The following is a 15,745-nucleotide window of genomic DNA, read 5'->3' on the forward strand; positions in this document are numbered from 1 at the left end:
TTTGTTTCTAATTATATGGATACAAAAGAAAAAGGATCCAATAATAGGATCCTTTTTGTGATGTTAGCTGTGATTAAACTTCGAGGTAATCGAGAATGCCTTCTGCCGCTTTTCGTCCTTCATCAATTGCAGTCACGACCAGATCTGAGCCTCGCACCGCATCGCCACCCGCGAAGATCTTTTCGTTGCTGGTCTGGAATTGGAACTCTTGCTTAGCAGGGGCTTTGATACGACCCCATTGATCCAAATCGACATCAAACGGAGCTAACCAGTCCATTTTGTGTGGCTGGAAACCAAACGCCATGATCACGACGTCTGCTGGTAGAACGTGCTCGCTGCCTTCTATTGGCTCTGGACGGCGACGACCTGCTTCATCAGGCTCACCAAGGGCGGTTTCAACCACTTTGACCCCCGAGACTTTGCCAGACGCATCCACTTCAATCCCTAGTGGCTGAAGATTGAACATGAACTTCACGCCTTCTTCTTTGGCGTTTTTCACCTCACGGCGAGAGCCGGGCATATTGGCTTCATCACGACGGTAAGCACATACCACGTTTGACGCGCCTTGGCGGATAGAGGTTCGAACACAGTCCATAGCGGTATCACCACCACCCAATACCACAACGCGTTGTCTCGCCATGTCGATAAAAGGTTGGTCGTGCTCCAAGCCCATGACCTTGTAAGTATTTGAAATCAAGAATGGCAGAGCATCGTAAACGCCCGGCGCACCCTCATTTTCTAGTCCTGCACGCATGTACTTGTAAGTACCAACACCCAAAAAGACGGCATCATACTCATCAAGTAGCTCTTGCATCTGCACATCTTTACCTACTTCGACATTCATCTGGAACTCAACACCCATCTCGGTGAAGACGCGACGACGATTTTCCATCACGCCTTTTTCAAGCTTGAATGAAGGGATACCGAAAGTCAGCAGGCCTCCAATTTCAGGATAGCGGTCAAATACGACAGGTTTCACGCCATTGCGCACTAGGATATCAGCGGCAGCCAAGCCTGCAGGGCCTGCACCAATGATGGCAACCTTTTTATCGGTCCATTCCACCTTAGACATATCAGGCTTCCAGCCCATTTCGAAGGCTTTGTCGGTAATGTATTTTTCAACGTTACCTATGGTGACTGCACCAAAGTCCTCATTGAGGGTACAAGAGCCCTCACACAGGCGATCTTGCGGACAAACTCGACCACAAACTTCAGGCAAGCTGTTGGTTTGATGCGAAAGTTCAACGGCTTCGAGGATACGACCTTCATTGGCAAGCTTTAGCCATTGTGGGATGTAGTTGTGGACAGGGCACTTCCATTCACAATATGGGTTACCACAATCCAAGCAGCGATCTGCCTGTGCAGTCGCTTGTTGCTTGGTAAACGGTTCATAGATTTCAACGAATTCGATCTTACGAACTTTGATAGGCTTCTTCGCAGGATCTACGCGTTGAACATCGATAAATTGATAAACGTTCTGACTCATGATTCAAACATCCTCCATGATTACTGGGCTTGAATGCGCAGTTCTGCGGCACTGCGACTCTGGTGACCAAGTAGCGTGCGCAAGTCCGCCGCTTGTGGTTTCACCAAGTAGAACTTTGGAATCCATTCATCAAAGTTCGCCAAGATATCTTCTGCGTGGCTGGAGCCGGTTTCTTCAAGATGCTCGGCAATCAGACCACGCAAGTGCTCTTGGTGGATGTAGAGATCTGAAAGAGATATCGCTTCAACCGATTCGTTGTTCACGCGACCTTGGAAGTCTTGGTTCTCATCCAATACGTAAGCAAAACCGCCAGTCATGCCAGCGCCGAAGTTCACGCCAGTCGCGCCTAGAATGGCAACAATACCACCGGTCATGTACTCACAAGCGTTATCGCCAGCGCCTTCAATGACGGCAATCGTTCCTGAGTTACGTACGCCGAAACGCTCACCGGCTTTACCTGCCGCAAACAGCTTACCGCCGGTCGCGCCGTACAGACAGGTGTTACCAATGATGGTCGCTTCATTACACTTAAATGCAGTGCCAAGGTGAGGTTTGATAACCACCTTACCGCCAGCCATGCCTTTACCTACGTAGTCGTTTGCATCGCCAGTGAGGTAAAGCTCTACGCCACCCGCGTTCCAAACGCCAAATGACTGGCCTGCAGTGCCATCCAAGTGTAGTTTGATTGGCGTTGCCGCCATGCCTTGATTGCCGTAGCGCTGAGCGATTTCACCGGATAGGCGAGCACCAACAGAGCGGTCGGTGTTGATCACGTTGTAGAAGAAGCTGGCAGATTGACGTTTTTCAACCGCTTGCAATGCGTCTTCGATGATCTTGTTGTTTAGCTCGGCTTTATCAAATGGTGTATTTGGCTGTGTCCAGTAAAGAGGGTGTTCCTCTGGAGAGACTGGCGCCTCAAGGATATTCGACAGATCTAGCTTGGTTTGTTTCGCCGTCAGACCTTCAACGGTTTCCAACAAATCCGTGCGACCAATCAAGTCAGTCAGTTTTTCAACACCAAGTTCAGCGAGTAATCCGCGCACTTCGTCCGCCAGACCAATGAAATAGTTCATCACCATTTCCGGTAGGCCTTTGAAGTACTCTTTACGCAATGTCTCGTCTTGGGTTGCAACCCCTGTGGCACAGTTGTTGAGGTGACAAATACGTAGGAATTTACAACCCATTGCCACCATTGGCGCAGTACCAAAACCGAAGCTTTCAGCACCGAGAATTGCCGCTTTCACCACATCTAGACCCGTTTTTAGACCACCATCTACCTGTAGACGAATCTTATGACGTAGACCATTAGCAACCAGTGCTTGTTGTGTCTCTGCCAGTCCCAATTCCCAAGGGCTACCTGCGTATTTCACTGAGGTTAGTGGACTTGCTGCAGTACCACCGTCGTAGCCCGAGATGGTGATGAGATCAGCGTAAGCTTTCGCGACACCTGTTGCGATGGTGCCGACACCTGGCTCAGAAACTAACTTCACCGAAACCAATGCGTTTGGATTGACTTGTTTTAGGTCGAAGATCAGCTGGGCTAAGTCTTCAATCGAATAAATATCGTGGTGTGGAGGAGGGGAGATCAGAGTCACGCCCTGTACCGAATAACGCAGTTTTGCGATTTCTGCTGTAACTTTGTGTCCCGGTAACTGACCTCCTTCACCTGGCTTCGCACCCTGTGCGACCTTGATCTGCAGTACGTCCGCATTGGTTAGATAGTGAGGCGTAACCCCAAATCGACCTGAAGCAATCTGCTTGATACGTGAGTTACGCTCTGTACCGAAGCGACGTGGATCTTCACCACCTTCACCTGAGTTAGAGTAGCCTCCGAGACGGTTCATCGCTGTTGCAAGTGCTTCGTGTGCTTCTGGGCTAAGTGCACCAATGGACATCGCCGCAGAATCAAAGCGTTTGAAGAGCTCAGTGCTAGGCTCAATTTGCTCTAAAGGTAGCGGTGAGTCTGATTTTTTCAGCGCCATTAAGTCACGCAGCATGGCAACGGGACGTTGGTTTACCTGCTTAGCAAAGCTCTGATAATCGTTACTTTCGCCTGATTTAACCGCAGTTTGCAGTGTGCCAACCACGTCTGGGTTGTAGGCGTGATATTCACCACCGTGGACATATTTCAATAATCCACCATGCTCGATGGCTTTACGTTTCGCCCAAGCTTTACGAGAAAGGTTGTACAAGTCTTGTTGGAAGTCGTCGAAGTTTGCGCCTTCAATACGAGTTGTTACCCCTTTAAAGCACAAATCGACCACCTCTTGGCTTAAGCCAACTGCTTCAAACAATTGCGAGCAACGGTAAGAGGCGATGGTAGAAATCCCCATTTTCGACATGATCTTGTACAGACCTTTGTTGATGCCGTATTGGTAGTTTTGCATCACATCGCGATATTCTTTTTCTAGCGCTTTATCATCAATCAGCTTACCTAGCGCTTCATAAGCTAGGTATGGGTAAACTGCAGTGGCGCCAAAGCCAAGCAAGACAGCAAATTGGTGTGGGTCACGAGCTGTTGCAGTCTCAACAACAATGTTGGCATCACAACGTAAGTTGGCATCGATCAAGCGAGTTTGAACCGCACCGACTGCCATTGCTGCTGGAATTGGCAGTTTGCCTTTGACTAAAGCGCGATCTGAAAGCACGACTAGAACCGTGCCTTCACGTACGACCTGTTCCGCTTGTTCACACAGATCATCAATGGCTTGTTTGAGATCTTTCTGTTGTGGATCGTAGTTGATATCGAGAATGGTATTACGGTAGTGATCGTCACCAAGCTCAAGCAATTGCTGCATGTCTGAGTAAAGTAATACTGGCGAATCGAAGGTCACTCGGTAGGCGTGGCCATCGGTTTCACAGAAGACGTTCATCTCCTGACCAATACTGGTCGCCAGTGACATAACGTGTTTTTCACGCAATGGATCGATTGGCGGGTTGGTTACCTGAGCAAACTTTTGGCGGAAGTAATCCGTTACCAAGCGCTCTTTCGAGGACAGAACGGCCATCGGGGTGTCATCACCCATGGAGCCGACCGCTTCTTGTCCCATATCACCAAGGACACGCAGTACTTGATCGACTTCTTCATTGCTCATGGCGAATTGCTTTTGATAAGTCTTAAGCAAGTCTTCATCAAAGCTGCGCTCCCCCACTTGATCTTCAGGTAGCTGAGCAAAAGGTGTGAGTTTGCGAACGTTGTTTTCCATCCATTCGCGGTAAGGGTGGCGAGATTTCAGATCGTTATCGATCTCGCTCGATTGCCAAAGCTTCCCTTTACGAGTATCGACAACCAGCAGTTCACCCGGACCAACACGGCCTTTCTCGGCAACTTCATCGGGAGCGTAATCCCAAATCCCTACCTCTGATGCCAGAGTGATAAATTTGTCTTTAGTAATCACATAACGTGCAGGGCGCAAACCATTACGGTCTAGGTTACAGGCAGCGTAACGGCCATCGGACAGTACGATACCAGCTGGACCATCCCATGGTTCCATGTGCTTGGAGTTGAAGTCGTAAAACGCTCGCAGATCCGGATCCATATCTGGGTGGTTTTGCCATGCTGGTGGCACAAGCATGCGCATGGCACGGAAGATATCCATACCGCCAGAAAGGAATAGATCCAACATATTATCTAAGCTGGAAGAATCTGAACCTGTCTCGTTCACAAACGGTGCTGCGGTTTGTAGGTCCGGCAGTAGTGGTGACGAGAACTTGTAAGCACGCGCTCGCGCCCACTGTCTGTTACCTTCGATAGTGTTGATCTCACCATTATGTGCAAGGTAACGGAACGGTTGAGCCAGAGGCCAACGCGGTTGAGTGTTGGTAGAAAAACGCTGGTGGAACAAGCAGATAGCAGATTCCATGCGTAGATCAGCAAGATCAAGATAGAAGCGCGGTAAGTCTGCAGGCATACACAAGCCTTTATACACCAAAACTTGTGTCGACAAGCTACAGATGTAGAAATCAGGATCTTCGGTGATTTGTTTCTCGATGCGACGGCGTGCAATGTAGAGACGACGCTCAATGTCACGCTCGCGCCAACCTGCCGGAGCAGAGATAAAGACTTGTTGAATGTCTGGAAGTGAATCGGCGGCGATTGGGCCGAGTACTTCTGAATTGGTTGGTACTTCACGCCACCCTGCCACCGTCAGAGTCTCTTGTGCGAGCTCTTTGTTGATGATGTCTTTGGCGAGTTGAGCTTTCACCGGGTCTTGGTCGAAGAAAATCATCCCTACGGCGTATTGCTTGCCAAGGTTGAAGCCATTTTCTTCAGCGATAAGGCGTAAATAGGAATCGGGCTTTTGTAGAAGAAGACCACAACCATCACCGGTTTTACCATCGGCAGCGATACCACCACGGTGGGTCATTCGATCAAGTGCAGAAATTGCTGTACGTACCAGCTTGTGACTTTGCTCGCCTTCCATGTGCGCGATCAAGCCAAATCCACAGTTGTCTTTCTCAAGACTTGGATCATAAAGAGCCATTGCAATTCTCCCTTTGCTTATCTGTCATCCCGACAGATATATCAACACTGCTCAAGTTGATAATGATGACTAACTATGCGTCACTTTCTAGGTTTTATGTATATCTATTCAATAAAATTCGTCAAATATCTTAACAAAAATTGTGTGTTTTATTTTCACCAACTTCACAAGCTATAGCTTATTGTAAAAAAGGTCAAGTTATTAGTGAATCATCGCGTGAATATGCGATTTACCATTTAATTGGCTGAAATAGTTCAAGGAAAACAGTGAGATAGAAAAGTGATTGTTACAAAAAAGTAACATTTGATTCTGGCGGGAATAAAAAAGACCAGCACAAAATGCTGGTCAAAATAAAAAGATTGGAAGGAACTGTTTTCTTTCCTGACCACCAGCCATCGATAGTACTGATGGCTGGATTTATGCCTCGAAAAGAGGAAGTGAGCGCACTCCCTTTAAGCTGAAAGCATCAGTGAATCTGCTTTTGCTTCTAGGTTCGTGCCACCCATTAGGTAATCATCGATAGCACGGGCACATTCGCGGCCTTCATTGATACAACGAACCACCAAAGATTGGCCTGTTCGCATATCACCAGCAGCAAATACACCTTCTTGGTTAGTAGCAAAACCTTGAGTTGCTACGTTACCGCGATCATCTAGCGCGATATCCAGTTGAGCAAGTACGCCTGTTGGTTCAGGGTGTAGGAAGCCCATCGCTAGAAATGCCATATCACATGGAATCACACGCTCGCTACCTTCTACTTCTTTGAAGCTTGGACGCTCGCCTGGTTTCGCATCTTGCCAAACGATATCAGCTAAACGAAGGCCTGTAACTTCACCTTTGTCATTGCCGATGAACTCTTTGGTTAGGATATTCCAGTGACGATCAACGCCTTCTTCATGAGACGTAGAAGTACGTAGGATCATCGGGTACTGTGGCCATGGCATATTGGCAGGACGTTTCTCTGGTGGAATCGGCATGATTTCAACCTGAGTGATGCTTGCTGCGCCATGACGGTTAGATGTACCCACACAGTCAGAGCCGGTATCACCACCACCGATCACCACAACATGCTTACCCGCGGCGTGAAGTTCTTCACCCTTAAGATCCATGTCGTTGGCTCGGCGGTTGTTTTGACCTAGGAATTCCATTGCGAAGTGAACGCCTTTTAGTTCACGACCCGGAACTGGCAAATCACGAGGAACTGTTGAACCACCAGTCAGTAGAACCACATCGAATTCTTGACGTAGCTGCTGGGCATTCACATTAACACCAACATGTTGGTTAACTTTGAATTCAATACCTGCTTCTGCCATCAAATTGATCTTACGATCAATCACGTCCATACCCAGTTTGAAATCTGGGATACCAAAACGTAGCAGACCGCCTACTTTCTCGTCTCGTTCGAATACCGTCACAGTATGACCAGCGCTGTTTAGTTGCTCAGCAGCCGCAAGGCCTGCAGGGCCAGAACCGATGATCGCAACGGTTTTACCAGTGCGAGAACGAGGTGTTTTCGGTTTGGCGTATCCTTCACGATACGCCGTTTCTACGATGGTTTTCTCGATATTACAGATGGTGATTGGGTCTTGGTTGATGCCAAGTACACAAGCACTTTCACATGGAGCAGGGCAAACTCGACCAGTAAACTCAGGGAAGTTATTCGTCGAGCTTAGAATGTTCCATGCTTCTTCCCAGCTATCACGATAAACCGCGTCGTTAAACTCTGGGATGATGTTACCGATAGGGCAGCCGTTATGACAAAACGGCACACCACAATCCATACAACGAGAAGCCTGAGTATTGATTTTGCTACCAAACTCCTCGTTCAGAACGAACTCTTTGTTGTTCTTGATACGTTCAGCTGGGTCGATCTTCTGTGGAAGTTCACGACCATGCTCTAAAAATCCAGTAGGCTTACCCATTATACGGCCTCCACTTGAGTTTCGTTTCCTTGAGACTGTGCTTCAGCTTTACGCTTTTGAAGAACCGCTTTGTAGTCACGCGGCATTACCTTAACCATAGAGGCTAGGCTTGCTTCAAAGTTGTCTAGGAAAGACTGAGCGACTTCACTTCCTGTGAATTGAACATGCTTGGTTAGCATGTCGAGTAATAGATCTTTGTCTTCTTGCTCGATTGGGTCTAGGTCAACCAGTTCTGGGTTCAGTTTCGACTCAAAGTCGCCTGATTTATCCCATACGTAAGCAACACCGCCACTCATACCTGCGGCAAAGTTACGACCTGTTGAACCAAGGATAATGGCTGCACCGCCCGTCATGTATTCACAACCGTGGTCACCGACGCCTTCTACTACGACTTTCGCACCTGAGTTACGAACACAGAAACGTTCACCAGCCATACCGCGAATGAAAGACTCACCCGAAGTGGCACCGTAGAAACACACGTTACCAACCACGATGTTGTCTTCCGCGACAATGCTTGATTTCGCATCTGGGTAAAGTACTAAGGTACCTCCAGATAAGCCTTTACCCCAGTAGTCGTTCGCGTCGCCTTCCACTTCGAACTTCACGCCCTTAGCGAGGAATGCACCGAATGACTGACCCGCAGAACCTTTGAACTTCACGTTCATTGGTTGAGGTAGACCCGCATCTTTGTACACTTTCGAGATTTCGTTCGACAACATGGTACCTGCAGAGCGGTCCGTGTTGACGATAGGGAACTCGGCATTTACCGCTTCGCCTTTCTCGAGTGCCGGGATAGCTGCTTGAATCAGCTTGCGGTCTAGTACTTCTTCTAGGTTGTGGTTCTGCTGAGCTTGGTTAAATACGCCATCGGCTTCGCGTGGCTGTTCAACGTGGAGAACAGGAGACAGATCTAGGTTCTTGTATTTCCAGTGAGAAACGTCTTGGCGAATCTTCAGCTTCTGACCTTGACCGACCATCTCATCGATAGTGCGGAAGCCAAGTTCAGCCATAATTTCGCGTAGACCTTGTGCCATGTATTGGAAGAAGGTTACGACGTCTTCTACGCGGCCATCAAAGCGCTCACGAAGTGTCTTGTTTTGAGTCGCGATGCCGACAGGACAGGTGTTCTTATGACACTTACGCATCATGATACAACCTTCAACCACCAATGCTGCGGTTGCCACGCCCCACTCTTCTGCACCAAGTAGTGTTGCCACTGCAAGGTCGCGAGGTGTCTTCATCTGACCATCCGCTTGAACCACGATACGGTTACGTAGACCGTTCTTCAGTAGCGTTTGGTGCGTTTCTGCCAAGCCAAGTTCCCAAGGAAGACCGGTATGACGGATTGAAGACATTGGGGATGCACCTGTACCACCGTCGAAACCTGCGATAAGTACAACGTCCGCTTTCGCTTTCGCTACACCAGAAGCGATCGTACCTACGCCAGCTTCCGATACCAGTTTCACGTTTACACGTCCTGCGCGGTTCGCATTCTTCAAGTCGTAGATCAGCTGAGCCAAATCTTCGATTGAGTAGATATCGTGGTGTGGCGGTGGCGAGATAAGACCGACGCCCGGAGTTGAGTGACGTGTTGCACCGATCCAGTCGTCTACTTTATCGCCTGGTAGCTGACCACCTTCACCTGGTTTCGCACCTTGAGCCATTTTGATTTGCAGCTCTTCAGCGTTAGTTAGGTAGTAAGAGGTTACGCCGAAACGACCAGAAGCCACCTGCTTGATTGCAGAGCGTTCCCAATCGCCGTTCTCTTTACGCTCGAAACGCATAGGGTCTTCACCACCTTCACCAGAGTTCGATTTCGCGCCAAGACGGTTCATCGCAACAGCTAGTGTGGAGTGTGCTTCGTAAGAAATAGAACCGAATGACATTGCACCCGTCGCGAAGCGTTTCACGATGCTTTCAATTGGCTCGACTTCGTCGATAGAGATAGAACCTGCTGGATTCTTAATAAACTCAAGTTGGCTACGCAGAGTTACCGCGTTGTCACCTTGTTTATCTACTGCTGTCGCGTACTGCTTGAACTGATCGTAGTTCTTGTTGCGTGTAGACTCTTGCAGTAGAGAAATGGTTTCTGGGTTGAATAGATGCTTCTCACCACGCTGTTTCCATTGGTAAACACCACCAACATCCAGCATTTGAATTGGAATTTCGCGTTGTGGGTAACCGATGCGGTGACGGATCAGCACTTCTTTGGCGATATCATCAAGGGTTAGACCTTGGATACGAGAAACTGTACCTGTGAAGTATTTGTCGACCACTGATTTGTGGATGCCCAAGGCTTCGAAGATTTGCGCGCCGTGGTATGACTGTAGCGTAGAGATACCCATCTTCGAGAAGATCTTCAGAAGACCGCCATTGATCGCTTTACGATAGTTGTTGAACAGATCGCGAGGGTTCGCTTCTGGATCCAACTTCTTAGTACGTTGAAGCTCAATGATGGTTTCAATCACTAGGTATGGGTTAACTGCATTCGCACCGTAACCAAGTAGCGTTGCAAAGTGGTGCGTTTCACGTGCGTCACCGGTTTCAACCACGATGTCACACTTCGCACGCAGACCTTTACGGATCAAATGGTGGTGTACTGCACCAACCGCCAGCATTGCTGGGATCGCCGCGTGGTTTGAGTTCACTGCACGGTCAGTTAGTAGGATGATTGAGTAACCATCGATAACCGCGTCTTCTGCGTATTGGCAGATACGTTTTAGTGCTCGCTCAAGCTTGCCTTGATCTTCATTGGCTTGGAACACGATATCCAGCGTCTTCGCTTGCAGGTGCTCGTTATCGATCGCACGCAGTTTTTCAAGCTCTGAGTTCGCCAGAACAGGTGATTCTAATTCTACTTTCTGACAGTGAAGTGGTGTTTCAGTCAGAAGGTTTTGGTCTTTACCCAAGTAAGTGTTCAGCGACATAACCATACGCTCACGGATCGGGTCGATCGGTGGGTTAGTTACCTGTGCAAACAGCTGCTTGAAGTAGTTTGAAAGATGTTGAGATTGATGAGATAGAACCGCAAGAGGCCAGTCGGCACCCATTGCTGATAATGGCTCTTTTGCGTCATTCGCCATTGGAACGATGATTTCGTTCACTTCTTCAGTGCTCACACCGAAAGCTTGCTGACGATGCAGCAAACGCTCAGGAGAAGGTTGGCTAAACTGGTTGCTCGCATCTGGCAGCTTCTTCAAGCTCAGTAGGTTTTCTTCTACCCACTTCTCGTAAGGCTGCGCTGTTGCAATGGTGTATTTCACTTCTTCATCAGAGATGATGCGACCTTGCTCTAGGTCTGCAACGAAGATACGACCTGGTTGTAGACGGCCGCGGAACTCTACGTTCTCTGGCTCAATATCCACAACACCAGATTCAGATGCCATCACTAGGAAGTTGTCTTTGGTCACTGTGTAGCGAGAAGGGCGCAGACCGTTACGGTCGAGTGTCGCACCAACTTGAACACCGTCAGTAAAACATACTGAAGCAGGACCATCCCATGGTTCCATGATGTTCGCGTGGTATTGGTAGAACGCGCGACGCTTAGGATCCATGTTTTTGTTTTCTTGCCATGCTTCCGGGATCATCATCATCAACGCATGTGGCAGGCTGCGACCAGAAAGAACTAGGAGCTCAAGTGCCATATCGAAGTTAGATGAATCCGAGCTACCTTCCTGACAGATTGGAAGAAGCATGTCGATTTCAGCCTGAGTAAACAGGTCTGATTCTAGAATTGCTTCACGGGCTTTCATCCAGTTCAAGTTACCGCGAACTGTATTGATTTCACCGTTGTGGGCAATGTAACGGAAAGGCTGTGCAAGACGCCATTTCGGGAAGGTGTTGGTAGAGAAACGAGAGTGTACCAGTGCCAGTGCGGTCACCATGGTCGGATTTTGTAGATCAAGGAAGTACTGAGGTACTTGCTCTGTCGTTAACTGACCTTTGTACACCAATGTCTTGTATGACATTGAGTTAATGTAGAAGTCGTCACCAATGTTCGAAACGCTTTCTAGGCAAACTCGCACTGTGTAGTTACGAAGCACGTACAGTTTGCGCTCGAGCTCTTCAGGTGTGATGCCAGGGCCACCAGAGATAAACACATGCTCAAACTGAGGCTCTGTGCTTAGTGGGTCTGCACCGATCATTGAGTTGTCGGTTGGCAAAACACGGTAGCCGATAACTTCAAGGTCTAGACGCTGTGCGTTGCGTTCTAGAATGTCACGGCATTGTTCGCGTTTGTATTCGTCTTTCGGGAAAAGAACGACACCAACACCATACTTTTCAAACGAAGGCAGTTTAATGCCTAGCTTAACGGCTTCTTCTAATAGGAATTCATGAGGTTTTTGTAGCAAGATACCCGCGCCATCACCGCTGCATGGATCACAGCCTTGGCCACCACGGTGTTCCATGCGAGCCAGCATATCCAATGCTTGAGTCACTACTTCATGAGATTTACGGTTTTTAAGGTGAGCAACAAAACCGATACCACAAGCGTCATGCTCCAGCTCCGGAGTGTACAGACCCTGTGAATTTTGCTCTCTATCTACCATAGATACATCCTTCCAGTTCAATGTCGACGTAAGAATCCCAGACAGATCTCGGCTGTCTTAGGGACGTTCTGCACGTCTTATCCTTTATATTTATGATTCGCCACTGGCCGAGGTTGACCAGTCTTGATTCCTTTCCGTATCTCGCAGGAAAAATTTTGCGAGAAAAACAATCCTTGGTGATATCCCTTTATTTATTGCCACAATTTAGTGACTTATATAGGTGGGAGCGGGATAACACCGACAATTCCCGTCGTTGATATTGTAATAAAAGTCACAAAAACGGCGGGGTTGTGTAAGTATCCTACAATTTTGTGACTTCGGAATGCAACGAAAAGTCGCCTTTGTGACCCAAATTTTTCGTTTAAATATGCACTTTTTGTTTAACATTTACGCAACATTGCAGGTTTTGGGTTGGTTTTATGCAGTTTTATTGATTTGGCTTCGTAGCGTGTTTGTTTGAATTCACTAGAATTGTTTGTTTTTTCTTGCAGGGATGTAATTTACTTACATTAATCGTATTGAGATTCATTACGGTTTACAATTGATGAGAATCTATGCAATTACATGAATTGGTCAACACACTAGGTCAAGACCTTCAACGTCGTTACGGCGAAAAAGTCCATAAGCTGACTTTACATGGTGGCTTTAGCTGCCCAAACCGAGATGGCACGATTGGTCGTGGCGGATGTACTTTTTGTAATGTTGCCTCTTTTGCTGACGAAGATGTTCAGATCAAAAGTATCCACGATCAATTGAAAGATCGCGCCGGAGAGATCCATCGAGCGAAGAAGTACCTAGCATATTTTCAGGCGTACACCAGTACCTATGCAGAAGTACAAGTTCTCAAAAACATGTATGAAGAAGCACTTAAGGCTGCTGATATCGTCGGCCTTTGTGTGGGCACTCGTCCCGATTGCGTTCCTGATGCGGTATTAGATCTGCTGTCGGATTACGTGAACCAAGGTTACGAGATTTGGCTAGAGCTAGGTCTTCAAACTGCCAACAATGACACCCTCAAGCGTATCAACCGAGGTCATGATTTTGAGTGCTACGCAGAAATCACCAAGCGTGCTCGTGCACTTGGCATCAAAGTGTGCACTCACCTGATCGTTGGTTTACCGAAAGAAACTCGCGATGACAACGCTGAAACACTGCGTAAAGTGCTTGAAGTCGGTACTGATGGTATCAAGTTGCATGGTTTGCATATTGTTGAAGGCAGTACCATGGCAAAAGCGTGGCGTGCTGGAAAGCTGGAAGCGCCTGGGCTTGAAGAATATGTAGCGATCGCCAGTGAAATGATCCGTATGACACCGAAAGAGGTGATTTATCATCGCGTATCTTCAGCGGCGCGTCGCCCAACCTTGCTATCACCATTGTGGTGCGAGAACCGCTGGCTAGCGATGACCGAAATTGGTCGTGCATTGGATCGAGAAGGCTCACAAGGTAGCTTAACTGGCGATGCTTTCATCTATAGCAAACCAGAATTAAAGGCAGATTGATTGATTAATAACTGATATATTTCTCACTGTTATTGAAATGGAACAGAAGAATGGATCAGTTATTTACTTGGCTATGGAGTGAGCAAAATGACTATGGATACGTTATTTTGCTCACTATAGTGAGTGCGGCTGTTTTAGCACTTATCCACTATCGCTATCAGCAAACTCTCAAACAACTCATCACTGACTCTCCATATTCTGTATTTGTTATTGATGCTGGGCATGGACAGATCTTGCTTGCCAATGACTCCGCCACGCAATTCCTCGGCATTCGTGCACTAGGTGCGGGATTTCTCTATCCTGCTACTTTTCATACAAACGACTTACTTACCATAGTGTCTAGCTTTGCTAGTCGCTCTTTTCGTCAGCAACTGTTTGACTGGCACTTATCTGAAAGTGAAAGCACCAGAGTCGAGTTATCTGGGAGAAAGAGCTTTTACAACGGACATCGAGTTTGGATTCTGTATGCTCAACCTTATCAGGCTACATCAGTAGAATGCCAACAAGAGCAAGCTGAGCTGAATATGGCGCGTTCTGCTCTGGATTCACTTTCGGAACTGGTCTGTCTGCAGGATCAGCAAGGTAACTACTTGGCGACTAATCGCGCTTTTGATCTATTTTGGGAAGGGCGAAGGGAAGAAGCTGGTATCACGCCACATGACGCGTTGGCGACTAGAAAAACGGAACGGCGCTGGACTACTGATGTGAACGGGCGCAGTTGCCTCCTAGAAGTAAACCAGAGTGCGCTTGTTTCACAAGTCGGTGAACTGATTGGCACATTATCTATCAGTCATGATGTGACTGAATGGCACAAAATGCAGCAAAACCTGCGAGACGAGATGGAGCGTCGTAAAGATACCGAAGTTGCACTTGCTCAGCGCGATACCATTTTGCAGACCATTTTGGACGCAAGTCCTGATCCTATCGGTATTTTCAATGAGAACTTGGTTTATCAAGCTTGTAATAAGCCATTCGTAAATGCTCTTGGTATTTCTGATGTGTCTGAGCTAATTGGAAAGCGTCTGCAAGATGTCATTCCTGAAGAACTATACCTGCGCTTAAAGGCAAGCGATGTTCAGGCTCTCAATGATGCGGAACCCGTCAGGTATATCGATAAAATTCTCACATCGGATGGCCATTACACTTGGTTTGATGTGGTTAAGTCTCCCTTTAAAGATAAAGCTTCTGGTACCAACGGAGTGCTAATTATGGCTCGTGACATTTCTGAGCGATATTTAGCCGAGCAGAAGTTAGAAGAAGCCAACCTTGAATTAGAAAAGCTCAGTTTCCTAGACAGTTTGACCCAAGTGGCAAACCGTCGTCGATTTGATGAACAGCTGCATACATTGTGGTATCACCACGTTAGAGAAAAACTCCCATTGACCATTATGCTTTGTGACATAGACTTCTTTAAAGATTTCAACGACAGCTATGGGCACCAAAAAGGAGATGAAGCATTGGTACAGGTTGCTAATGTTTTTAAAGCTGTCGTTAACCGTTCTTCGGACTGTGTTGCGCGTTATGGTGGGGAAGAATTCGCTTTTATTTTACCCAATACGACGACACAAGGGGCGGAGCAAGTTGCGCAGCGCATCCATCAACAAGTTCACCAAGCGGCCATTGGCCACATGAGTTCAGAGGTTGCCCAAAGCTTAACAGTTAGTATTGGCTTCGTTTCTTATGTTCCTCAGCATGGGGATGAGCCAGAAATGGGCGTCGCCATGGCAGATAGTGCACTGTACCAAGCAAAAGCCGATGGTCGTGACCGCACCCGCATTCATCCCAGCTCGTTGTAGCGCTTTGT

6 protein-coding genes are annotated in these 15,745 nt (G+C 47.7%); 2 read left to right on the forward strand and 4 right to left on the reverse strand.

Annotated elements, in window-relative coordinates; genetic code table 11:
- Positions 1–73: 73 nt before the first annotated feature.
- The 4 genes from J4N37_RS02145 to gltB (J4N37_RS02160) all read right to left on the reverse strand — a co-directional run bounded on the left by J4N37_RS02145 (position 74) and on the right by gltB (J4N37_RS02160) (position 12,442).
- Positions 74–1,486 carry a glutamate synthase small subunit GltD family protein gene (locus J4N37_RS02145; protein ID WP_252041588.1) on the reverse strand — a complete coding sequence of 471 codons (1,413 nt, stop codon included), beginning with the start codon at positions 1,484–1,486 and terminating at the stop codon, positions 74–76.
- Between the two features lie 20 nt (positions 1,487–1,506).
- Complete coding sequence (gene gltB, locus J4N37_RS02150; RefSeq protein WP_252041589.1) at positions 1,507–5,970, reverse strand: glutamate synthase large subunit; 4,464 nt, start codon at positions 5,968–5,970, stop codon at positions 1,507–1,509.
- A 452-nt stretch (positions 5,971–6,422) separates the two neighbouring features.
- Positions 6,423–7,892: a glutamate synthase subunit beta gene (locus tag J4N37_RS02155; protein WP_252041591.1), complete on the reverse strand. Its 1,470-nt coding sequence runs from the start codon at positions 7,890–7,892 to the stop codon at positions 6,423–6,425.
- The gene (gene gltB / locus J4N37_RS02160; RefSeq protein ID WP_252041592.1) at positions 7,892–12,442 is read right to left on the reverse strand and encodes a glutamate synthase large subunit; all 4,551 of its coding nucleotides are present in this window, start codon (positions 12,440–12,442) and stop codon (positions 7,892–7,894) included. Before gltB (J4N37_RS02160) ends, J4N37_RS02155 begins: the two co-directional genes overlap by 1 nt.
- A 554-nt stretch (positions 12,443–12,996) precedes the next feature.
- On the opposite strand from gltB (J4N37_RS02160), the gene mnmL reads away from it, so the two are divergent.
- Together mnmL and J4N37_RS02170 are read left to right on the forward strand one after the other, a co-directional pair.
- Complete coding sequence (gene mnmL, locus J4N37_RS02165; RefSeq protein WP_252041593.1) at positions 12,997–13,941, forward strand: tRNA modification radical SAM protein MnmL/YtqA; 945 nt, start codon at positions 12,997–12,999, stop codon at positions 13,939–13,941.
- Between the two features lie 50 nt (positions 13,942–13,991).
- Positions 13,992–15,737, forward strand: coding sequence for a sensor domain-containing diguanylate cyclase (locus J4N37_RS02170; RefSeq protein ID WP_038885690.1), 1,746 nt, complete (start codon positions 13,992–13,994; stop codon positions 15,735–15,737).
- The last annotated feature ends 8 nt before the right edge of the window (positions 15,738–15,745 follow it).

The organism is Vibrio sp. SCSIO 43153 (genome assembly GCF_023716625.1).
Taxonomy (GTDB): Bacteria; Pseudomonadota; Gammaproteobacteria; order Enterobacterales; family Vibrionaceae; genus Vibrio; species Vibrio rotiferianus.